Below are 22,520 nucleotides of genomic sequence, written 5' to 3'. Positions count from 1 at the left end.
TCTTGCATTATTTCTATTGTTGGTTCTGGTCACTGCTGCGGTTTCTGCAGGAATTGTCTGGCTGATTCATTCCGAAAAAGGTTTGCAATTTGCAGCTGGAACAGCGCAAAACTGGATCAATGCCAGCGATGATCCCAAGCTGGAGTTTGGTGAAATCCGCGGTACTTTGTGGACAGGGTTCAATATTGAGTCTGTTCAATGGCAGCAGAATGAAACAAGGCTGGAGGCTGAGCAAGTTCAGCTGCGTGTTGACTGGTCTGAGTTGTGGTATCGGGTTATTCGAATCAACCACCTGTCTGCAAAGGTGGTGCGTGTAGACGCGCCGCCTTCCGACGATGACGAACCGTTCATGCTTCCTGACAAAATTGCTGTGCCAGTCGATATTGAACTGAATCAATTTGCCGTGGAGCAGTTGCTGATCAATGGGGAGGTGCTCAGGCAACTGAATGCCACGGCAGCGGTCAAGTCGGGCCAGTTGCAGGTTGGCAATTTCTCAATCAATGTACAGGACACGCAGATTGCCTCCGCGTTCAATCTGATCCTGGAGAAGCCCTATCAAATTGACGGTTCAGTGAATGCGCAGCGCGGTTTTGACGATTTGATGCTAGATGCGCATGTTGCTGCCAAGGGTTCTCTTGAGCGCCTTGAGTTGGCGATTGATGCCAAGGGAGAAAACCCCGAGAGGGCCGATCAAAGCCAAAGTGTGCAGGCTCAGGCAGTACTCACGCCGTTTCGTTCAACGCCGGTTGAGACCGTTCAATTAGACGCCCGAAATTTCAATCCCGCACATTGGCTCAATGGTGCTCCCCGTGCGGCACTTACCATTGTTGCGAATGTTCAGCCGAACGAGGATTTTTCCGAGACTGTCGGCGATATTTCTGTTCGCAATGCGCAGCCTGCCACTTTACAAGCAGGTGGTGTACCCATCTCTGTCATGCAAACTCGGTTCAAATTGACTTTGAGTGAGCAACTTCCCCAGCAGTTGAATGTTTGGGTTGATGAGCTTCTTTTTGCAGATGGAAAACGCCAGGCCGGGCAAGCCAAAGCGGTTCTTCAGTGGCGCGCCCCCGAGCGTGTCGGTGACGATGTTGCCAGTATGGATCCTTTGGCCGGAGACATGAACTTTGAACTCAACGCGAACAATGTCGATGCGTCGGTGTTTGAACAATTGCCTCAACGGCTGGCGCTGAATGCAAGCATTCAAGGCGCAAAAACGGGTCAGCGCTTGCAGGTGACCAAGCTTGTACTGCGTGATCGTGGGGCGGAACTTCGGGGTCAGGTTTCAGTGGACTTGTCCGGGAAGATGCCTGCCGATATTCAACTCGATCTTTCAAAAATCAACCCAGCCAATTACATCCCGAACGCCAGTCCTTTCATGCAGGGCGATTTGAATGGCAAGGCGGCTTTTCGTGGCGTTTTGGCCCAGGGCGGCAGCACCATTGATCCGTTTGGTGAACTCAATCTTGATTTGACCAATTCCCGATTGGCCAACGCACCGCTAACCTTGATTGCCAAGGCCAAAGGTGGCGCTTCGCGTTTGACTGAGTTGTTTCTTGATCTTGATGTTGTTGGCAATACAGTACGGGCGACTGGAAGTTATGGAACTCAGGCGGACTTTGTTGACCTGGATGTGAATCTGGATGAACTGCCGCGTTTGGGTAAGCTGATTCGCATGGATATTTCAGGTGTTGCGCGTTTGCAGGGCAGGGTGCGCGGGCTCGACGGTGATTTCTCGGGTGAAGGCAATATCGATGTACGGCAATTGAAGTTGGGCAGCACGCTGCAAATCGAAACAGTGTCTGGGCAGTTCAACCTTGGATCAGCTCCGAATGCTGCCTGGGTCGGCGATATTGTGGCGAGCAAGATCAAGGTGCCGGGTGAAACTGCCAATACCTTGAATGAGTTGACACTGACTCTTCGCGGTGTTCGTAGTCGCCACGAATTGAAAGGCGTGTTTTCCAGTGGTTTGCAGCCTTTTAGTCGCCAGCGTCAACTGAAAGGTGAGTTTGCGTTCAACGGCGGAGTTGGCGAGTTGAAAGTTCCAAAGTCAACTTCGGGCTGGAAGGGCCAATTGACGAAAATGAAAGTGGAGGGCATGTGGCTGCCTGCCCGCAGCCTGGCTTTGCAAGCCCCGGCGCCGCTCACGCTCGCCCCGGGATATGTCGAGTTGCTTGATTTGGTGATTAAGGGTGAGGATACCTCTGTCATCAACAACAGAATTCTTCGCATTGCAAACCGGGAAGTGCGGGCCGAAGGCGAAATGCCGCAGTTCTCATTTCCTCGGATGTCCCCGATCTTCCGCAAACAATTGACTGTGGAACCGCGGAATCTGGTTGCAAGTGTGCGCTGGAATTATCTGGCCAATCCAAACAAGGTGGATGGTCATGTGGACATTCAACATGTGTCTGGCGGTTTGCAAATACTGGAAGACTCGCAAGTGGATGTAGACATTCGCACCATGATCGCAAGTCTGGATTTTAATCGTGAGGCTGCAAGTATCGATGTCAATATTCTGGCGGATGATTTTGGTGCGGTGTCTGCCAACCTCCGGCTGCCGGTTCAACAAAATCCGCAGACCAAGACATGGGCCATTGCCGGAGATGAGCCCATGCAGGGCTCAGTAGCCGCGGGTTTTACTGAACTGAATTGGCTTGGCCCCATGATCAGTGGCGGTGTGCGAACCAGTGGCACAGGCCAGATTGCCATGGCCATTGCTGGTACCGCGAACAACCCGGATGTTCAAGGGCGTTTGTTCGCAATGGATCTTGATGTTTTTCAGCTTGATCAAGGCGTTCGCCTTGAGGACGGCAATGTGGTTGTTGATTTCACCACGGACAAGGCCAGTATCGATACCTTTGAGTTCACTGTATACAATCGCGTACCACCTCGCCGTTACATTGAACAATTGGGGCCACTGATTCAGGGCAATGGAAAAGTGAAGGCGGAGGGGGTCTGGAATTTGACCGGATTGAACGGTGAAATAAGGCTGTCGATGGACAGGGTGCCTTTGCTGCAACGCCCGGACCGATGGATGATGGTGAACTCGAATGTGACTGTTCAGCAGCCTGTCGTCGACGGAGAACCCTTGAAAATTCGGGGTGAAATCGACACCTTGGGTGCTTATTTTGAAATGCCTGAAAGTGGTCCTCAAACTCTGGGCGATGACGTGTTTATCCAGGGTCGCAGTGAGTTGGCCGGACAAGGCCTTCCAATTGATTTGCAACTTCGGGCAAACCTGGGTGATCGGTTCTACATTAATGCAGAAGGATTGAGAAGCAGGCTTGAGGGAGGATTACGTTTGGTCATGCTGGAAGGTGTTGGTGGAAGTGGCCAGCGTCGATCGGGCAGACGTTTGAGCGCGACCGGGACCATTCAAACGGTCGGCGGAACCTACCGTGCCTATGGACAAGACCTTGCCATTGATCGAGGCGTTGTTAATTTCCAGGGGCCACTTGATAACCCGGGCTTGAATGTGCGAGCAGTGCGCAAAGGTGTGGCGGTTGAAGCGGGTGTTGAAGTCACCGGCACTGCGCAGCGACCCACTGTCAGGCTGGTGAGTGAACCAGCAGTGCCTGATTCGGAAAAACTGTCATGGATGATTCTTGGTCGCGGTAGCGGCTCTGCGGACCGGGACTCAACTTTGCTACTGACAGCGGCTGCTGCGATTTTCGGAGATGATGACGAAAGCACGACCCGTAAAATTGCAAAATCCATTGGCATTGATGATCTTAGCTTAAGCACGGGTTCGCTGACCGCAGCAGATTCCCGCGCGGTGGGCAGCAAGGTGGCAATTGCACCGGGTGCAGATGCATCTGCCAATGTGATTGGATCTGATGACCCTTTGTTGTCGCAGCGGATTGTGTCGTTGGGCAAACGGTTCAGCGATCGCGTGTACTTGAGTTTTGATCAGTCGGTCACCACCGCAGCCAGTATCATCAAATTGAACTATCAGTATTCCCGACGGTTGAGTTTTATTGCCCGGGCAGGCGCAGACAATGCAGTGGATGCTCTTTATCAATTCTCTTTTGACTGACAGCAAAACAATATGATCAATTCGGGCAGGCTTGAAAAACTCGGCAAACATTTCTCAGGGTTGAATCCTGTCGAACACAACGATACCTGTGTACTGATGCTGTCGCATTCCAATGGGCAGGCGCGTGCGACTGTCGAAGTTTTTGCCAGTCAATCGTTTGAAGCCAGCTGGAGTGCATTGCATGCCCATGTCACCGCGTCGTTTCGTAAAACATCGGTCGACGTTGAACATGTGCGTGTGGATTGGGTGTGCGAAATTCAGAAAGTGACATGGGCCGAGTTGAAGACACTGCTTTCAACAACAAAACGCAATTACTTCAGCCTTGGCATTGCACTGGATCCGCAATTCAAGCATTCCTTTTTGTGGGGCGAGCTCAACGGCAATGCCATGTTGTACGGTGGCTCCGAAGAAGAATTTGCCAAACTCCATGTCGGAAATTTTGAGAAGTATGCGCGTAAAAAGTATGGCAAGTCGTTTGTATTGAATCACGCGGGTGAGCAACCGGTGTACTTGTTTTCCACCCAAGGTGCTTACGTGGGCACCGATGGGGTGGTGCACACCCTGGAGCCCGCTGGCGTGGCGGTTGGACGGCGTAAGTTGCCCGACCTGGAGGCGGAGTCGTGCGGGCAGCTGGTATTCAATGCCAGTGAATTTTTGGCGCGACAGGTCAAAGACAGCGGTTCATTTGTGTATGGCATTTTTCCTTGTTTCAACAAGGAAATTCCAACGTACAACACCCTGCGCCATGCCAGTTCCACCTACGCAATGATTGAAGCCTGGGAACTGACACAAAGTTCATTCCTGAAGTCTGCAATTGATCGGTCACTGCATTGTTTGACGACTGAACTGATTAAGCGCGTGACGCTGAGCGGCGGAATTCAAGCCGCGTTTCTGGTTGATACCGGCAATGAGATCAAGTTGGGTGGCAATGCCGTGTGCATACTGGCCCTGGCCAAATACACGGAACTGACAGGCGAAACCCGTTACATTGAGTTGATGGAACAACTGGCCCAAGGAATTGTGGCCATGCTCAACCCTACGACCCGTCAATTTGTGCATGTGCTGAATTATCCCGATCTTTCCGTGAAGGAACAGTTCCGGATAATTTACTACGATGGCGAGGCCGCATTCGCCTTGATGCGTTTGTACAAAATTACGCGTCGCCCCGTGTGGCTTCAGGCGGTGGAACTGGCCTTTGAATATTTCATTGAAGCGCGCCATTGGAAAGCGAACGACCACTGGATGAGTTATTGCGTCAATGAGCTCACCTTGTATCGCCCCAAACGCGTGTATTTCGAGTTTGGCATTCGCAATTTTTCGAGTCATCTGGATTTTGTATTAAACCGCATCACCACTTTCCCTACCTTGCTGGAGTTGATGATGGCGGCCCAACAAATGCTCTCGCGTTTGCAGGGCATGCCAGAGTTTGCTGATTTGTATGCGCAAGTGGATGTCGAGAAGTTTTACCGTGCCATGCACTGGCGTGCGAACTACTTGTTAACCGGGTATTTCTGGCCAGAATGGGCCATGTACTTTGCAAAACCGGACACCCTGAATGGTGCCTTTTTCATTCGCCACCATGCTTACCGCGTTCGCATTGATGATGTTGAACATTACGTGTCGGGTTTGGTGGCTTACCGGAAGTTTTTGCTCGGGCAAGTCAAAGAGATCGGTGATCCAGTAAATCGCGAACCAAGTCAATTGGATTCAAGTATCGAGGAGACCAATTTTTGGTTTTTGAACCAAGACATTGGGTTTCAGCGATCAGGTGTGGAAAATGCGGCTTTACTTCGAAGTCGTCTATTCATTCAAGAATTACACAAAGCACCGATTCTGGTGACCTGCCGATTTAATCCGCGATTGAATGAGTCTATCGAAGGTTTGAGGGTAGCTGGAACTTTGACCAAGTCACAATTGTGCAGATCAATCTACGATTATTTGCAGGATGCTGAAGCGCTACCCGTTGCATTAAATACAGGACGGTCTATTGAACAGAACCCACTGTGGGCAGTAACTCATGTCGAGGGTCGACGCGACTTGAGAGTTATGGACCTCGCCGGGCATTTGTTGATGTACGTTGTGCGCAATCCGACGACGGATGCAATTTTATACATCAATCACTTTTGCGATGGCCTTAAGATTTGCAAAGAAATTTTTGACTCTCGGGGTCATCTCAGTTGCATTCAATATCTCAATGACAAAGGTCTGCCAACGATCGAACATTATTTGCGACCCAACGGGACCTTGGCTTTGGTCAAAATTTATCGAGCGCACAACGGTAAGATGGTGCTTCAGAATATCCGTTTGTGCGGCGAGCGTGGTGAGCTACGGGCTTCATTCTCAAGCGAGGAGGCATTGATTACCCATGCAATTGCCTCAATGTTGAAGCAAACGGAAGGCAAGCATGTGTTGGTGGTCGATAAAAACCGTTATTGGTACAAGCCAGCGATTGCCGCACGAGATCTTATTCACCAGCAAACGCCAAACCGCGTTGTTGTGGTGCCTGTCATTCATGCGCTGCACACCCAAACAGCCCAGGATTTGCATGTCAGCCCTGTCAATTCCAACTTCAAAGATATTCTGGCAAATGTTCAGCAACCCGACGCAATCGTCACTTTGACAACTAATCAGAAAACTGACATCGAGTCCCGATTTGGTCAGGGACGACTATTTCCTATTGGTCACCCTTACCAGTCCGACCGGTCCGCATCGTCTTTTGATCAGCGTGATCGATTTCGGATAGTTTGCATGGCGCGTTACAGTCCAGAGAAAAATCATCAGTTGGCGATTGCTGCATTTGCCAAGTTGGCTGAGCGCTATCCGCTAGCGAGGCTGGACTTCTACGGTTTTCCGTTATCGCCCAATAAGCTGGTTACGGCGTTGAATGCGCAAGTTCAGGCGCTGGGTCTTGAGCAACGAATTCGTTTGAATGGCTGGGTGGACGATCCTGCTGTTCACTATCGATCTGCAGGATTGTCATTGCTGACAAGTCAGGCAGAGGCATTTTCGCTGACCATCATGGAAAGCCTTTGCCACGCATGTCCTCCAGTTGCCTTCGATGTACCCTATGGCCCTTCGCAGTTGATCCAACACTCACGCACTGGCCTGTTGGTTCCCTTCGGCGATGTCGATGCATTGGCCGATGCCATCGAGTCGATTTTTGCTGACCCTGCTTATCAGGCCAAATTAAGTGCTCAGGCCTTTTTGGACTCGAATCGTTTTAAATATGCCGAAGTGGCGGCGCACTGGCGCGGCTTGTTGTCCTCATTTGGGGTTGGTGAGGTAAGCTCCGTACAGACATCGCTTGAATGATCAAAAAAGGGCACCATGACCGCCGTTCAAAACGCAATTTCTTTACTTACAGTATTTGACTGGATCGCCGTGGCATTTTTTGTCATTTGCTTTCGTGGTTACAACTATGTATTCGATGGCCGCACCCGTTTTGGTCGGCGTGGCCTGTCGCAAAAAACGCATGAGTTTCGAAAGCTGTGGGCCCGTGAAATGCTCGGGCGCAGCAACCGGGTGGGTGACACGGCGCTGATCGGTAACCTGGTCAACAGCGTGACCTTTTATGCCAACACCACCATTTACATTATTGCGGGTCTGTTTGCATTGCTGGGTACGCTTGATCAACTGGTGAATATCACCAGCGATTTGCCGTTCAGCCGGGAGGTTAGCCGTGGTTTGATGGAGATTAAAGTGCTGTTGGTGCTCACCGTGTTTGTGGTGGCCTATTTCAAGTTTACCTGGAGCCTGCGGCAGTTCAACCTGCTCACTATTTTGGTGGGTGCTGCACCAGACGGAAATCCTGACAAGGATTACAACGAAGCCTATGTGTCACGCATGGCCCGCATTAACAGTTTGGCGGGCGATGAGTTCAACCGTGGTTTGCGCAGTTATTACTTTGGTATTGCATCGGTCACCTGGATGATTCACCCCGGCTTGCTGATGGCATTCAGCGCATTGATCGTGTTTGTGCTGATCCGCAGGGACTTCTATTCCGAAGCCCTGCAGATCATGTCGAAATAAACCTGGCTGTGAATTACCAGCTGCTGGTTTCGCGTTCGGGGCTTGCGCTGACTTTGTGAATGGTCAGGTCTGCGCCATTGAACTCTTCTTCGTCGCTTAGTCGAATGCCAACGGTTATTTTGAGCAATCCATAGACCACAAAGCCGCCCAGCAATGCAAACGCCACCCCGGCCAGTGTGCCGATCAACTGGCTCATGAAGGACACACCACCCATGCCGCCCAAGGCCTGCTGGCCGAACACACCGGCTGCGATGCCGCCGAATGCACCACAAATGCCGTGCAAGGGCCACACACCCAACACATCGTCTATTTTCAAGCGGTTCTGCGTGAAGGTGAACATGTAAACAAACAGCACGCCAGCCATTGAGCCCACCGCCAGCGAACCCAAGGGGTGCATGATATTGCTGCCCGCACACACGGCTACCAGGCCAGCCAGTGGGCCGTTGTAGGCAAAGCCCGGGTCATTGCGGCCAGCGGCCAAAGCACCCAGCGTGCCGCCCACCATCGCCATCAGGCTGTTCACAGCCACCAGGCCTGAAATGCCTTCAATTTTCTGGGCGCTCATGACGTTAAAGCCAAACCAGCCCACTGCCAGTACCCAGCTGCCCAGCGCCAGAAAGGGGATTGATGAAGGTGGGTGTGAGCTGATGCGACCATCCTTGGTGTAGCGGCCACGGCGTGAGCCCAGCAGCAACACGGCAGCCAGAGCGATCCAGCCACCCACTGCATGAACCACCACACTGCCAGCGAAGTCCATGAAGGGCGCACCAAAGCTGGTGGTCAGCCATTCTTGAAAGCCATAGTTGCCGTTCCACACCATGCCTTCAAACACCGGGTAGATCAGCCCGACCAGCGCGGCGGTGGCCACCAGCTGGGGCACAAAGCGTGCGCGCTCTGCAATGCCGCCCGACACAATGGCGGGAATGGCTGCAGCAAAAGTCAGCAGGAAGAAAAACTTAACCAGTGAGTAGCCGTTGCCTTCATTGAGTACGGTGGCCGGTTCGTAAAAACCAACACCGTATGCAATGGCATAACCAATGAAAAAGTAGCTGATGGTACTGACCGAAAAATCGGCCAGAATTTTGACAAGCGCATTGACCTGGTTTTTGTGGCGCACTGTGCCCACTTCCAGAAATGCAAAACCGGCGTGCATTGCAAGCACCATGATGGCGCCTAGAAGCACAAAAAGAGTGTCCAGTGCGAGAGTGATTTGTTCCATTTTGGTGAATTTTCAGGTTTGTGGTTGAAAGTGGGGCATTAGCTGCAAAAACAATGCCCGTTTCAAAAGCCAAAAATGCACGTTATTGGTGCACCCCAGGTTTTCTGCGTTCTTCTTCCTGTTGGCGCTTTTTGTCGGGTAACTGATTGCTTCCATACCAAAAGCCAAGATTCCAAGGCAGTTGCTGATTGGCCTGAAATTCGGTGACCCGTCCTTGCAAATGCTGAATTTGCTCCAGCGCCTGTTCGACGGTGCAGGGTGGTTGGTTTGCCAGGTGTGCAATGGGTAAATTGCTGGCGATGAGCCCAATGTGTTGAAACGCTTGCATGACATGTTGTGTCAATTCACTGTGCGGTCGCAGTTTGACTTCGCTGTAATCGTCATTGAATTGCAGGCATTGCTCCAGTTCAATGGCGTGGCCAAATTCAGCCTGAATCATTTGGCGCAAAGGCTCTGTTTTAAGCTGTTCCGTGGGCATGCCAGTGGAAAGGCAATGTGTGGTCAAGCTGGTCAGGTGGCTGGCAATTTTATCGGCCACGGCAGCAGCCAGTGCAGCGGGCGTCACTGTTTTTTCAAGCAAAGCCTTGGCCATTTCACCGGCCTGGTCTTGGTATTCCCGGGTTGCATAGCGGTCCTCTGTCACCGACAGTCCCCAATCAGTGGCCACATGGTTTTTAAGTGCTTGCACATGGTGAATTTCAAGGTCTTTCGCCTGTTTGGTGCCAAGGTGGCGGCTGTCTTGTTGCCGAACAAGCTGAAGCAAGTGCTGGTCGATCAGGTCATTTTTGGTTTGAATGACCAAGCCGGCCAGCCCGTGTTGCTGCTCAACAAGGTCGCTTGCGCAGCTCAGGATATTCAGTGTGGTCCCCTCGAGGCACACGTTTAGTCCTTCTGCAAGGCTCAGCACGGCGCCGATTCTTTTAGGAAGTGAAATGGTCTCGTTACCTAAATGGCTGGAAATCAGGTGCAGGTTGCGCCGGTTTTCATTCACCATCAGTGGCGTGAGGCTGGTCGGCCTGCAATTCACTTTGGTGGCTTCAAAATCGCGGAGTGAATTCAGTGCTGCATTTTTTTGCGCCCCAGCGGCCGCATGTTGCTGAATGAACTGACGAATGCCCTGAATGGATTGCGAGAGGTGCTCTGTATAAGGTTTGCTGTTGGTGGGTGTTGCGGTGAATTGAGCCCAGGCCTTGCCGGTGGGGGGAATTGCAGGTAACTGGGGTGTGTGCGCCTGGGTGGTGGCTGTTGGGCCGGTATAGCCTGTCTGCCTGCTCACCTGTTGCCACACGGAGGCGTTTGACAGTTCAATGTGAAATGACATGCTGGTAAATGGGGATCCGATTGAACTTAAGTGTTCTACTCGCGGCAACAGTTCCAAATCAAGGTGCTTTCAGGGCTCCCCATAGAATTGCAAACAAACCATCGAACTGATCGATCAGGCGGTCGGTTTCTTTGCGCAAAAAGTGCATTTGCGCCACACGGCCAAACACGCCCATGAATACATCCAGCAGCATTTTGCTCGACACGCTGTTGTTCAACGCACCTTTTTGCTGGCCCTCCTTTAGCATGCCCAAAAATGCGCCCATCAACTCCGGGCTTTCATACACGGGCAAGTCGTGATAACGGCTGGCAGGTATCGACACAGTGAGCAGCAAGATCACCTTGGGGTGCTTGTCAAAATAGTCCAACATCACCCACAGTGTCTTTCTCAGGCGTTCACGGTAATCCTCAATACCCTCCAGGTGGTCGATCATTCGGTCGGCCAGGCGGCTCAAGGTGGTGTCCAGTACATAAGCGACCAATCGTTCTTTGCTGCCAAAGTACTTATAAATGGTTTGCAAGCTCACGTTGGCCGTACGTGCCACTTCAATCAGCGGTACGCTATTGAAATCGTGATTGGTGAACAGTTCCAGTACAGCATTTTCAATGCGGTCCAGTGTGGCTTTGCGCATTTTCGCCGGGCTCACATTCAGATCAACTTTGCCAACAGCAGTGCTTGCATTCATTTTGATTAACCGGGTGTGAAGTGGGTTTCATGAATTATTCACCAAATGATCACATTAATTACAACGGCAAATGGGAAAACCGGTAACTCAAATTACCATATGCATAGAGGGGGTACTCTAAAGTAACTTCTTGGGTTGATTGTGCGTTTGCACATCGCCATTCTGGATTCTGACGAATTCACGATACCTTCGGTAATTTCGATTACCGAATTCCGAAAATCCAGGAGGCACAGATGCCATCGGCACTGATATTTGACGCAGTAAGAACCCCACGGGGCAAAGGTAAGAAAGACGGTAGCCTGCACCAGGCCACACCAGTATGGTTGCTAAACAACCTGCTGACCGCTTTGCAACAGCGCAATGATCTCGACACCAGCCTGGTGGACGATGTGGTGCTGGGTTGCGTAACCCCAGTGGGCGAGCAGGGTGCCGACATTGCGCGCACTGCGGTGCTGGACGCAGGTTGGGCCGAAACGGTGGCGGGTGTTACCCAGTCGCGTTTCTGTGCGTCAGGCCTGGAGTCGGTAAACCTGGCTGCAGCCAAAGTGGGCAGCGGCATGGAAGACATGGTGGTTGCTGGCGGCGTAGAAAGCATGAGCCGCTGGACCATGGGCAGTGATGGCGGCGCGTGGTTCATGGACCCCCGCATCAACGACAAACTCGGTTTCATTCCCCAAGGTATTTCTGCTGACCTGATCGGCACGCTGGAAGGCTTTAGCCGCACCGACGTAGACACCTACGCTGTTGAAAGCCAGCGCCGTGCCGCCAAGGCGCAGGCTGAAGGCCGTTTCAACAAAAGCCGCGTGCCTGTGAAAGACCTGAATGGTTTGATCATGCTGGACCACGACGAATTCATTCGTGGCAACGCCACCGTGGAAAGCCTGGCCACGCTGCAACCCTCGTTCGCAATGATGGGTGGCATGGGCTTTAATGCCACGGCTCTGCGCAAGTACACCACCGTTGAAACCATTAACCACATTCACCACGCTGGTAACAGCTCGGGCATCGTGGACGGTGCAGCCTTGGTGCTGGTTGGTAGTGAAGAGGCTGGCCGCAAGGCTGGCATGAAGCCACGTGCACGCATTCGTGCAGCGGCGGTCATCGGTTCCGAGCCAACGATCATGTTGACTGGCCCAACAGCAGCCTGTTTGAAAGCGCTGCAAAAAGCAGGCTTGAAAGCGTCTGACATCGATTTGTGGGAAATCAACGAAGCCTTCGCTGTTGTGCCCATGCAAACAGCACGCAACCTGGGTGTCAGCCTGGACCGCGTGAACGTCAACGGCGGTTCAATCGCCATGGGTCACCCACTGGGTGCAACCGGCGCAATTATTTTGGGCACCTTGCTCGATGAGCTTGAGCGGCAAGACAAAACCCTGGGCCTGGCCACACTGTGTGTGGGCGGCGGCATGGGTATTGCCACCATCATCGAACGCATTTAATCGGCCGAAGGAGAAACAACAATGAGTGCAGTGAAATTTGAACTCGGTCAGGATGGCATCGCAGTGGTAACACTGGACATGCCTGGTCGTTCCATGAACGTATTGAATGAAGAATTGATGGGCCCGTTTGCGGAAGCCCTGACCCGCATTGAAACCGACGCCACTGTAAAGGGTGTTGTGCTGACTTCTGGCAAGCCAGAATTTTTGGCGGGTGCTGATTTGGACACGGTTTACAAAATCACCGACCCACAGCAGGCATTTGATTTGGCAGAAGCCTTCAAGACCCTGTTGCGCCGCATGGAAAAATGCGAGAAGCCGATTGTTTGCGCCTTGAACGGCACTGCATTGGGTGGCGGACTGGAACTGGCCATGGCCTGTAACCACCGTGTTGCATTGAACAACCCCAAAGCCAAATTCGGTTTGCCCGAAGTGAAGCTGGGCCTGTTGCCCGGCGGCGGTGGCACACAGCGTTTGCCCCGCATGATCGGTATTCAGGGCGCGTTGGAAATGATGACTCAAGGTTCCGAGCTGCGCGTTGAGCAGGCTGTGAAGAAGGGCATTGTGCAGGAAACTGCGGACACGCTTGAGGAAATGATTGCCAAGGCCAAAGCTTGGGCAGTGGCCAATCCAAAGGCATTGCAGCCTTGGGACGTCAAGGGCTTCAAGTTCCCCGGTGGCGATTCCAAGCACCCCGCCATTGCGCAAATTTGGGCGATTGCACCGAGCATGGCCAACGCCAAGGCGTTTGGCAATTACCCAGCGCTAACCCACATTGCAAGCTGCGTGTTTGAAGGCGGTATTACCGACATCGACACTGGCCTGAAAGTGGAAAGCCGTTACTTCGCTGCTTGCGTGTTGTCGCAAGAAAGCAAGAACATGATGAACACGCTGTGGTATCAGCTGAACAGCATCAAGAAAGGCCAAAGCCGCCCAAGCGCACCTGCGAAAAGCAAGGTCAAGAAAATTGGCGTGCTGGGTGCAGGCATGATGGGCGCCGGCATTGCGTATGTGTCTGCGAAAGTGGGCATTGAAGTGGTGCTAATCGACGCCACGCAAGAAGGCGCTGACAAAGGCAAGGCCTACAGCACCAACCTGCTGGACAAAGCCATTGCCAAGAAGCGCAGCACACCTGAAAAGAAAGACGCACTGCTGAGCCTGATCACCGCCACCACCGACTATTCCAAACTGGAAGGTGCTGATTTGGTCATTGAAGCCGTGTTTGAAGACCGTGGTGTGAAAGCAGACGTAACCGCCAAAGCAGAAGCAGTGATTCCTGCCACAGCCGTGTATGCATCCAACACGTCAACCTTGCCAATTACCGGCTTGGCCGAAGCGTCCAAGCGCCCCAACCAGTTCATCGGTTTGCATTTCTTTTCCCCCGTGGACAAAATGCCGCTGGTTGAAATCATAATGGGTGAAAAAACCGACGATGAAACACTGGCCAAAGGCTTCGACTTTGTTCAGCAAATCGGCAAAACACCGATTGTTGTGAACGACAGCCGTGGCTTCTTCACCAGCCGTGTGTTCGGTACATTCCTGATGGAAGCCGCAGCCATGGTGGGCGAGGGTGTTCACCCACGTTCAATCGAAATGGCGGGTCTGGAAGCGGGCATGCCCATGCCACCTTTGGCGCTGTACGACGAAGTGTCATTAAGCCTTAGTTTGCTGATCATGAAGCAAACCAAGAAAGACATGGAGGCTGCGGGCCAAACATTCCCTGAGCACCCAGGCTACAAAACCCTGACCACCGTGGCTGAAAAGCATGGCCGAATTGGCAAGAAAGACGGCAAGGGTTTCTATGATTATTCCCCAGCAGGCAAAACCCTGTGGAAAGGTTTGAACGAAGAATTCCCATTGGCCAAAGCGCAGCCCAGTTCACAGGAAATTCAGGACCGTTTGATGTACATCCAGGCCAATGAAGCCGCGCGCTGCTTGCAAGAAAAAGTGCTGCGTTCAGTGGCCGACGGTAACATCGGTTCCATTTTCGGTTTGGGTTTTGCGCCGTTCACAGGCGGCATGTTGCAGTTCATTAACGCGCAGGGCTTGCCCCAGTTTGTAAAGCGTTGTGAAGAGCTGGCTGCGCAATATGGCGAACGGTTCAAGCCTGCCAGCATGTTGGTCGAGCTTGCTGCCCAAGGCAAGAAACTCGAAGACAACCTGAACTAAACGATTTGAATCAACAGGAGCAGTAACCATGGTATTCAAAGCAATCATGAATGGCTTGATCAAAGCCAAAGCCATGCCGCAAATTTCCGCAACCGAGCGCCAGGCGCTGGAAGCGGGTACGGTGTGGATCGACGGGCAAGTGTTTTCTGGCAAGCCCGACTTTGCAAAAATGTTTGCCGAACCCTATTCGAAATTGAATCAGCGCGAGCGTGATTTCATTGATGGTCCCGTGCAGCAATTGTGCGAAATGTGCGATCCGCATGAAATTGCGACGACACGTGTTATTCCGAAAAACGCAGTCGACTTTTTGGCGTCGGCAGGTTTTTATTCTTTCCTGATCCCACAAAAGTTTGGCGGTCTTGAGTTTTCGGCCAACGCCATTTCAACCATCATGTCGGTGATCACGGCGCACAGTCCCTTGCTGTCCACTTTGGTGGTCATCCCCAACAGCTTGGGCGCTGCAGAGTTGATCAAGCATTACGGCACACAGGCGCAAAAAGAGCACTACCTGCCACGCCTGGCCAGTGGTGAATATCTGCCGTGTTTCGGCTTGACCGAGCCCACAGCAGGTTCAGACGCAGCCTCCATTCTGGCGCGTGGTGTGGTGTTCAAAAACGCCGAAGGCAAGGTTCAGATCAAACTGAACTTCCGCAAGCGTTACATCACCTTGGCACCTGTGGCCAACCTGATTTCGCTGGCTTTCAAGCTGCAAGACCCCGAGAACCTTTTGGGTAAAGGTACCGACGCTGGCATTACAGTGGCCTTGGTTCACCGCGGCATTCCCGGCCTGGAAATGGGCAAGCACCACCAGCCAATTGGTGATGCGTTCTACAACGGTCCAATCATTGGTCGCGATGTTGTTATTGACGCTGATGAAATTATTGGTGGCGCAGAATGTGCAGGCCAAGGCTGGCGCATGCTGATGGAACAGCTGGCTGGCGGCCGTGCAGTTTCATTGCCTGCTGGTGCAGTGGGTGGTGTGCGTGCAGCAGCCGCCGCTTCCGGTGCATATGCCCGGGTGCGTCAGCAGTTCGGCATGCCCATTGCTGAAATGGAAGGTATTCAGGAAAAGCTGGCTGAAATTGCAGCCATGGCTTACCTCAGTGAAGGGGCGCGCATTTATGCGGTTAGTGCACTGGACAACAACGAGCAGCCACCCGTGGTCTCGGCTGTGTGGAAGGCCTACCTCACCGAGCTTTCACGCGAACAAGCAAAAAATGCCATGGATGTAATGGCCGGCGCTGGCGTGATGCAAGGCCCCAACAACGTGATTGGTCGCGGCTATTGTTCAGCCCCGGTTGCCATCACCGTTGAAGGCGCAAACATCATGACTCGTTCACTGATTACCTTTGGTCAAGGTGCGGTGCGTTGCCACCCCTATGCGTTCAAAATTGCGAATGCACTGGAAGCCAACGACCTGCCCACATTCAGCAGTGCGTTGAAAGGCTGGATTGGTCACATGGTAGTGAACACCAGCCGCTTGGTCGGCCTTACGCTGACTCGCGGCCACCTGGCCAGCACGCCCAAAATTGATGGCGTAACGCCTTACCTGCGCAAGCTGGCTTGGGCTTCTTCACGCTATTCATTCCTGACCGACATGGCCCTGATCACCGTGGGTGGCAAACTGAAAGCACGCCAGCAGCTTACAGGTCACTTTGCGGATGCCCTGGGCTGGCAGTTGTTGGCCATCTCGACCATTCGCCGCTATGTGGCCGAAGGCGAGATCAAGGAAGACTTGCCGCTGGTTCAGTACGCTTGTGAATATGCTTTGGCGAAAGTGCAAAAGGCATTTGAATCCATTTATGCAAACTTCGGCAACAACGCAGTGGGCTTTTTGCTGCGCACCGTGGGCTACTTCAGCCTGCGCGTGAATCCGATCGTGGGTTCAGGTCTGGATCGTTTGGTGCCCACTGTGGCCAAAACAATCACCAAGAGTGGTGCACAATTTGGCCGCATTACTGGCGACTTGTACATGCCCAAGTTCAACCTGGCTGATTTGGATAACGATGAAGTGCTGGCCAACACCACAGGCGTCAAACGCTTGATGGCAGCATTCCAGGCTGTGCAAGAAGCCGAAGTGGTGCAAATGAAAGTGATTCAGGCGCGTCGCTCCAAACTGGTTGACAAAGGTTCTGTGCAAGAAATGGCAGAAGCAGCATTGGCCAAAGGCATTATTACAGCGGCAGATAAAAAGCTGCTGGACCGTGCCAACCGCATTAGCCTGGAAGCAATTATGGTCGATGAGTTCACACCGCAAGAGTTCTTCGGTGACAACTCGGTGACCTATGCGCCAGGTTTTGAATGTGCCAACGTGCCCAATGTTAGCCACGGCGCGGCGGTACAGGGTGAGCGTTTGAGGGTTGTGAACTCTTAAGGCGCGTGCGAATGTGAGCGGTGCCCTGGCTTGGCTTGGGGCACTGTTCGCTTCGCCCGGCTTTGCAAGGTTTCCCGGCGGATTCGCAGCGCGGGGCGATTGCTGCAAGCAATCGATGCGAAGACGCCGAGGCGTTTCGCATGCCCCAAGCCAGAAGCATCAAGCCGGAACTAGAAACCTTGCTTAGGGAGAGGCGAATAGCGCTCCGAGTCAAGCTGTGTCATTCCCGTTCAAAATCAACAAAGTTATTCACAACCAATCAATCACCGAGGCTGCTACACATGTCACCCATTCAAGACCCCACCTTGCTCGAAGGCATCACCGTGCTGGATTTGTCGCGCAACTTGCCCGGGCCTGCCACGTCGCTGATCTTGCAGCAAATGGGTGCCACGGTCATCAAGATGGAGCCTCCTCACGGGGACGATGCCAAAAGCATGCCCATGCTTTACGCCGCTTTGAACAGCAGCAAAAAAATCGTGACTGCCGACTTTCGCACCCCTGAAGGCATTCAGGCATTGAAAGACCATGCAGCCAAAGCCGACGTACTTATTGACGGTTTTCGCCCCGGCGTGATGGCAGACATGGGTTGCGGCTACGACACCTTGAAAGCCTTGAACCCCAAGCTGGTGATGTGCTGCATTACCGGTTACGGGCAAAAAGGTGCGCTGGCTGAAAAAGCCGGGCACGACATCAATTACATGGCCCTGAGCGGCCTGCTTGATGGCTTGCAAACCGCTGAGGGCGACATTCCGGTGCCCGCCGTTCAGTTCGGTGATTTGTTCGGAGGCACGTCAGCAGCGGTGCAGGGTATTTTGGCGGCCTTGTTGAAGGCGCAACGCACCGGGCAGGGTAGTTTTGTGGATGTGTCCATGACGCACAACCTGTGGAAGCAAAACATCATGCCCGAGAGCATGGAGCAAATGTGGATCATGCTCAGCGGCAAACCGGCCAAACACCAAGACGATTTGCTCAGTGGCGGGCTGGCTTGTTACAACGTGTACCGCACGGCTGATAATCGCCATTTGGCGGTGGGCTCACTGGAGCACAAATTCTGGAAAGTGGCCTGCGAAGCCATGGGCAAGCCCGAGTGGTCCAATATTCACTGGAGTCGTGGCGCCATGCCCAGCACCCCGGCAGCTCTGCAAATGCTCACAGACATGAAAGCGCTAATTGCTTCCCAGCCGCTTGCGCACTGGGAGCAGGTGTTTGGCAATGTGGATGCCTGTATTACCCCCGTGTTGACTCGTGCTGAAATCAAGCAGAGAAATTTGCTGCGTATTTGATGCTTTTTCTGGTGTAAAAGTAACGCCGGTAAATCGAGTACAGCGCCTAAAATGCTGAAATCTTTGGGTTAACTTACGTGATTCTTACCAAAATCCCGGGAAGAATGGTATTGTTGATTCTGCCGGAAGTCTTATACAACACTTATAAAAACCGAGCCCACGCAGGCTCCGCCGGGGAGACATAAAAAGCCACTCGAAGTGGCACCTCCTTGGCCGCATTCGCTCGGTTTACAGGAGATCAGTTACATGTCAGCACGTCCCGATGAGGCCGCCCCAAAGGTGTCGCCCGATCAATTCAATGGTTTTGTCAGCAAAGAAGCGCAAGAATTATTTGAGTCCTGCTACTGGACCAAAAGTTATCCCCCCGGCGTGTCCGGTGACATGCCTGCGCTGCGTTACAACAGCATGCTGGAATTGATTCAAGAGTGCTTGAAAAAGTTTGCTGATCGTCCGGCTTTCGTGTCTGCAGGCACAGAATTTTCATACAAACAGGTCGATGATCTGTCAGACCAGTTTGCGGGTTACCTGAAATCCATCGGTGTCAAAGCTGGCGATGTTGTGGCCATTATGTTGCCCAACTGCGTTCAGTTTCCCGCATGTTTCGTGGGTGCCATGAAGCTGGGTTGTACCTTGACCAATGTGAACCCCCTGTACACCGTGCGTGAACTGAACCACCAGTTGAAAGACTCTGGTGCAACCACCATTGTGGTGTTCGAGAACTTTGCCAACACCTTGCAGCAATCGCTTGAAGGCACCCAAGTCAAGAACATCGTCATTACACAGCTGGGCGACTTGCTGGGTGGGCTGAAGGGCTTGATCGTCAACTTCGTGATGCGCAAAATCAAGAAGATGGTGCCAGCCTACAATTTGCCCCAGGCTGTGCCAATCAAAAAGGCCCTGGCTGCAGGCAAAGGTGTTGCATTCCCCAAGCCGACTCCCAAGTTGGACGACGTGGCCTTGCTGCAATACACCGGTGGAACCACAGGTGTGTCCAAGGGTGCCATGCTGACTCAACGCAACTTGATGAGCAACATGGAACAAGGCTTGGCCTGGATGAGCGAAGCCATTGGCAAAGACCCCATTTGCGTGGTCACCATGCTGCCGCTGTACCACATCTACGCCCTGGCCGTGAACTGCATGCTGTTCATGACCTTCGGTGCGCGTAACATTCTGATTGCGAACCCCCGTGATGTGGGCACCGTCATGAAGGTGCTGCGCAAGGAAAAATTCCATGTCATTACGGCGGTGAATACGCTGTTCAATGCGTTCCTGAACAACGAAGAATTCTGTAATCGCGATTTCTCGGACATGAAGTTTGCAATGAGCGGCGGCATGGCACTGCAACAGCCCATCGCCGAGCGTTGGTTCAAAGTCACCGGTTGCGCGATCTCTGAAGGCTTCGGCATGACAGAAACCTCACCGGTCGTTACTGTGCCGCCTCTGCACGGTGGCGAACGCCCAGCCTTCCGTGGCAATGTTGGTTTGCCAATTCCCGGTACCGAAGTGCGCTTGAAGCGAGACGATGGTTTGTGGGGTGGCTTGAATGAGCCTGGTGAAATTTGTGTGCGTGGCCCGCAAGTCATGTTGGGTTACCTGAACCGTCCTGAAGAAACAGCCAAAACCATTGACGCTGAGGGCTGGTTGGCCACAGGCGACATTGGCACCATGGACGAGCAGGGCTTTGTGAAGATCGTGGATCGCAAGAAAGACATGATCATCGTGAGCGGCTTCAACGTGTTCCCGAACGAGATTGAAGACGTGGTTGCGCAGCACCCTGGCGTGCTGGAATGTGGCGTGGTTGGTGTGCCCGACCCGGTAACCGGTGAGAAGGTCAAGCTGGTTGTGGTGAAAAAAGACGCCAGTGTGACCAAGGAAGATTTGATCGCGCATTGCCGTCAAAACCTGACTGGTTACAAAATCCCGTCATTCGTTGAGTTCCGCGACGACCTGCCTAAAACTCCGGTGGGTAAAATCTTGCGTCGTGAGTTGCGCGACAAGCCGAAAGAGACTGCATAAGTTTTGTCGGACTCAATAAAAAAGCCACCTGCAAAGGTGGCTTTTTTTATGCATCGAACGGTTTAGTTGCGCACGTACATTTCAACGCGGCGGTTTTGTGTACGGCCTGCTTCAGTGTCGTTGGTGGCCGCTGGAAAACGCTCACCCAGACCCGCAGCAGTTAGTCGCGCTCCGGAGATTCCTTTGGTGGTCAGGAAGCTGGTCACAGACTGCGCACGGCGCACTGACAAATCCTGATTGTATTCATCGCTACCGGTGCTGTCGGTGTAGCCGATCACACACACAATCGTGTTGGGGTTGTCACGCAAGGTGGCAGCAATTTGATCCAGTGTGCCTGCAAACTGGGGCTTGATTGCTGTTTTGTTGGTGTCGAACAAAGCAGCACCGGGAATGTCCAGCATCACTGAGCCGTCACGTTGTTCGCGCACAGCGATCTGGCTGCCCACCAGGTAACCAAACAGACCGCCCAATGCGGCACCACGCACAGTGTCCTTGCCATCAATGCTGTTGCCTACAATGGCGCCACCAATTGCACCTACGGCGGTACCGATTGCTGTTTTGGTGTTGTCTACCTTGCGCTCAGGGGCTACAGGGCAACCCGCAACCGCCACGGGTGATCCGGGGGCAGGTTGTTGTGGGGCTTGCGGTTGTTGGAAAACGCCGCCACCATTGCTGGCACAACCTGCTGCGAACAAAGTAAGGGCAATTGCTGAAAGTTTGAATTTATTCATGGTGTCATTCCTCGAGTTTTGTATTGACTTGTTTTCTGTCTGTTTCATTCTAACGCCTTAACCTTTTACAGGTTGACTATAAAAATTTCATGGCGCTACACTCCAACATGCTTAAATCATTAACGATACTTCTTGCGTTTCAGGCCTTGGGCGAGTTGCTCAGCTTCTCGTTGTTTCCATCCATTCCGGGTCCGGTGCTGGGTTTGGTCGCCTTGCTGGCATTTTTCTTCATCAAGGGCGGTGTGCCTGCCGATATTCAATCCACAGCCAATGTGTTCACTGCCAACTTGGGGTTGCTGTTTGTACCCGCGGCGGTGGGGGTGGTTGTATTTTGGCCAGTGTTGGCTGAATTCGGGGTGGTGATTCTGATTACCTTGCTTGTAAGTGTAGTGGTCACCTTGGTGGGTACGGCATGGTTGCTCGATCGGCTCGCCGCCAGGTTTATGCCTGGTGACGTCAGTGAGGCCCCCAAGAATGACTGAATCGGCCCGTCGTGTTCTGGAGCTTCCCGAGATCTGGGTTTATCTCAGCGGGAATCCGCTGAGCGCGTTGTTTTTGACCCTGCTGGCCTATCAAATTGGTTTGTGGTGCTACAAAAAAAGCGGGCAGCACCCGTTTACCAACCCGGTCATGATTGCTGTGTTGTTGCTGGCCGCATTTTTACAAATTACAGGTTTAAGTTATCAGCAGTATTTTGAAGGTGCACAGTTTGTTCACTTCTTGCTGGGTACAGCCACTGTGGCGTTGGCGGTTCCAATTTACCAGGGCCTTACCGCGGTGAAAGGTCAAACCGTGCGCACGCTGGTATTGTTGAGCGTGGCTCTGTTGGTGGGTGGTGCCTTGTCTATTGGTAGTGCTTTGGGCACTGCCTATTTATTGGGAGCCAACCTCGACATTGTACAAAGCCTGTGGGCGAAGTCTGTTACGGCACCGATTGCCATGGGCGTTAGCGAGCGCATTGGGGCCTCGCCAACACTCACCGCCTTGTTTGCCATTGTCACAGGCATTCTGGGTGCAGCAGTTGGCACTTGGTTGTTCAATTCCATGGGTATGAAGCGTTGGTGGGTTCGTGGTTTTACCATGGGCCTGGCCGCGCATGGTATTGGTACAGCGCGTGCGTTTTCAGTGCACCCCGAGGCGGGTCGCTATGCCAGCCTTGGCATGGGCTTGCACGGTATTTTTGGTGCGCTGTTAATTCCGTGGGCGTTTGGGTTTTTTAGCTAA

At 52.8% G+C, this 22,520-nt stretch carries 14 protein-coding genes; 10 read left to right on the top strand and 4 right to left on the bottom strand.

What is annotated here, in order from left to right; genetic code table 11:
* Positions 1-16 precede the first annotated feature (16 nt).
* The 3 genes from ACVL1J_RS00320 to ACVL1J_RS00310 are packed head-to-tail and all read left to right on the top strand — an operon-like array spanning position 17 to position 8,062.
* Entirely contained in the window at positions 17-4,033 is a 4,017-nt protein-coding gene (locus ACVL1J_RS00320; RefSeq protein ID WP_341238162.1) for a translocation/assembly module TamB domain-containing protein, read from the top strand.
* A 12-nt stretch (positions 4,034-4,045) separates the two neighbouring features.
* The gene (locus ACVL1J_RS00315) at positions 4,046-7,345 is read left to right on the top strand and encodes a glycosyltransferase (RefSeq protein ID WP_491664996.1); all 3,300 of its coding nucleotides are present in this window, start codon (positions 4,046-4,048) and stop codon (positions 7,343-7,345) included.
* A gap of 15 nt (positions 7,346-7,360) precedes the next feature.
* Positions 7,361-8,062: a DUF599 domain-containing protein gene (locus tag ACVL1J_RS00310; RefSeq protein WP_159568205.1), complete on the top strand. Its 702-nt coding sequence runs from the start codon at positions 7,361-7,363 to the stop codon at positions 8,060-8,062.
* A gap of 13 nt (positions 8,063-8,075) precedes the next feature.
* Here the strand turns inward: ACVL1J_RS00310 and ACVL1J_RS00305 are convergent, their stop codons facing one another.
* From ACVL1J_RS00305 to ACVL1J_RS00295, 3 genes are all read right to left on the bottom strand, one after another.
* Complete coding sequence (locus ACVL1J_RS00305; RefSeq protein WP_159568206.1) at positions 8,076-9,281, bottom strand: ammonium transporter; 1,206 nt, start codon at positions 9,279-9,281, stop codon at positions 8,076-8,078.
* 82 nt (positions 9,282-9,363) lie between these two features.
* Positions 9,364-10,602, bottom strand: a complete 1,239-nt coding sequence (locus tag ACVL1J_RS00300) for a hypothetical protein (protein WP_341238067.1) — start codon at positions 10,600-10,602, stop codon at positions 9,364-9,366.
* A gap of 58 nt (positions 10,603-10,660) precedes the next feature.
* Entirely contained in the window at positions 10,661-11,287 is a 627-nt protein-coding gene (locus ACVL1J_RS00295; RefSeq protein ID WP_159568208.1) for a TetR/AcrR family transcriptional regulator, read from the bottom strand.
* Positions 11,288-11,520: 233 nt separating this feature from the next.
* Here ACVL1J_RS00295 and ACVL1J_RS00290 point away from each other — a divergent pair, with 233 nt between their 5' ends.
* The 5 genes from ACVL1J_RS00290 (at position 11,521) to ACVL1J_RS00270 (ending at position 20,565) form a co-directional block, all read left to right on the top strand.
* The gene (locus ACVL1J_RS00290) at positions 11,521-12,726 is read left to right on the top strand and encodes an acetyl-CoA C-acetyltransferase (RefSeq protein ID WP_159568209.1); all 1,206 of its coding nucleotides are present in this window, start codon (positions 11,521-11,523) and stop codon (positions 12,724-12,726) included.
* Between the two features lie 21 nt (positions 12,727-12,747).
* On the top strand, positions 12,748-14,892 hold the full coding sequence (locus ACVL1J_RS00285; RefSeq protein ID WP_341238066.1) for a 3-hydroxyacyl-CoA dehydrogenase NAD-binding domain-containing protein: 2,145 nt from the start codon (positions 12,748-12,750) through the stop codon (positions 14,890-14,892).
* A gap of 28 nt (positions 14,893-14,920) precedes the next feature.
* Positions 14,921-17,266 (top strand): acyl-CoA dehydrogenase, encoded by a 2,346-nt coding sequence (locus ACVL1J_RS00280; RefSeq protein ID WP_341238065.1) that lies wholly within the window; start codon positions 14,921-14,923, stop codon positions 17,264-17,266.
* 281 nt (positions 17,267-17,547) lie between these two features.
* Positions 17,548-18,549, top strand: coding sequence for a CaiB/BaiF CoA transferase family protein (locus tag ACVL1J_RS00275; protein ID WP_341237188.1), 1,002 nt, complete (start codon positions 17,548-17,550; stop codon positions 18,547-18,549).
* 246 nt (positions 18,550-18,795) lie between these two features.
* Entirely contained in the window at positions 18,796-20,565 is a 1,770-nt protein-coding gene (locus tag ACVL1J_RS00270) for an AMP-binding protein (RefSeq protein WP_341237189.1), read from the top strand.
* Between the two features lie 62 nt (positions 20,566-20,627).
* Here ACVL1J_RS00270 and ACVL1J_RS00265 read toward each other — a convergent pair whose 3' ends face one another.
* Positions 20,628-21,296 (bottom strand): OmpA family protein, encoded by a 669-nt coding sequence (locus tag ACVL1J_RS00265; protein WP_159568214.1) that lies wholly within the window; start codon positions 21,294-21,296, stop codon positions 20,628-20,630.
* A 107-nt stretch (positions 21,297-21,403) separates the two neighbouring features.
* Here ACVL1J_RS00265 and ACVL1J_RS00260 point away from each other — a divergent pair, with 107 nt between their 5' ends.
* Together ACVL1J_RS00260 and ACVL1J_RS00255 are read left to right on the top strand one after the other, a co-directional pair.
* The gene (locus ACVL1J_RS00260) at positions 21,404-21,778 is read left to right on the top strand and encodes a CidA/LrgA family protein (protein WP_341237190.1); all 375 of its coding nucleotides are present in this window, start codon (positions 21,404-21,406) and stop codon (positions 21,776-21,778) included.
* Positions 21,771-22,520: an LrgB family protein gene (locus ACVL1J_RS00255; RefSeq protein WP_341237191.1), complete on the top strand. Its 750-nt coding sequence runs from the start codon at positions 21,771-21,773 to the stop codon at positions 22,518-22,520. The genes ACVL1J_RS00260 and ACVL1J_RS00255 overlap by 8 nt, the downstream gene beginning before the upstream one ends.

It is taken from the genome of Limnobacter sp. G6BE5S (genome assembly GCF_058448965.1).
This window is presented reverse-complemented; position numbering and strand designations above follow the sequence as displayed.

What these genes read in the sequence shown, in the direction of transcription:
- ACVL1J_RS00315 (WP_491664996.1), top strand. Translation starts at nt 4,046, where the DNA reads ATGATCAATTCGGGCAGGCTTGAAAAACTCGGCAAACATTTCTCAGGG.
- ACVL1J_RS00310 (WP_159568205.1), top strand. Translation starts at nt 7,361, where the DNA reads ATGACCGCCGTTCAAAACGCAATTTCTTTACTTACAGTATTTGACTGG.
- ACVL1J_RS00305 (WP_159568206.1), bottom strand. Translation starts at nt 9,281, where the DNA reads ATGGAACAAATCACTCTCGCACTGGACACTCTTTTTGTGCTTCTAGGC.
- ACVL1J_RS00300 (WP_341238067.1), bottom strand. Translation starts at nt 10,602, where the DNA reads ATGTCATTTCACATTGAACTGTCAAACGCCTCCGTGTGGCAACAGGTG.
- ACVL1J_RS00295 (WP_159568208.1), bottom strand. Translation starts at nt 11,287, where the DNA reads ATGAATGCAAGCACTGCTGTTGGCAAAGTTGATCTGAATGTGAGCCCG.
- ACVL1J_RS00290 (WP_159568209.1), top strand. Translation starts at nt 11,521, where the DNA reads ATGCCATCGGCACTGATATTTGACGCAGTAAGAACCCCACGGGGCAAA.
- ACVL1J_RS00285 (WP_341238066.1), top strand. Translation starts at nt 12,748, where the DNA reads ATGAGTGCAGTGAAATTTGAACTCGGTCAGGATGGCATCGCAGTGGTA.
- ACVL1J_RS00280 (WP_341238065.1), top strand. Translation starts at nt 14,921, where the DNA reads ATGGTATTCAAAGCAATCATGAATGGCTTGATCAAAGCCAAAGCCATG.
- ACVL1J_RS00275 (WP_341237188.1), top strand. Translation starts at nt 17,548, where the DNA reads ATGTCACCCATTCAAGACCCCACCTTGCTCGAAGGCATCACCGTGCTG.
- ACVL1J_RS00270 (WP_341237189.1), top strand. Translation starts at nt 18,796, where the DNA reads ATGTCAGCACGTCCCGATGAGGCCGCCCCAAAGGTGTCGCCCGATCAA.
- ACVL1J_RS00265 (WP_159568214.1), bottom strand. Translation starts at nt 21,296, where the DNA reads ATGAATAAATTCAAACTTTCAGCAATTGCCCTTACTTTGTTCGCAGCA.
- ACVL1J_RS00260 (WP_341237190.1), top strand. Translation starts at nt 21,404, where the DNA reads ATGCTTAAATCATTAACGATACTTCTTGCGTTTCAGGCCTTGGGCGAG.
- ACVL1J_RS00255 (WP_341237191.1), top strand. Translation starts at nt 21,771, where the DNA reads ATGACTGAATCGGCCCGTCGTGTTCTGGAGCTTCCCGAGATCTGGGTT.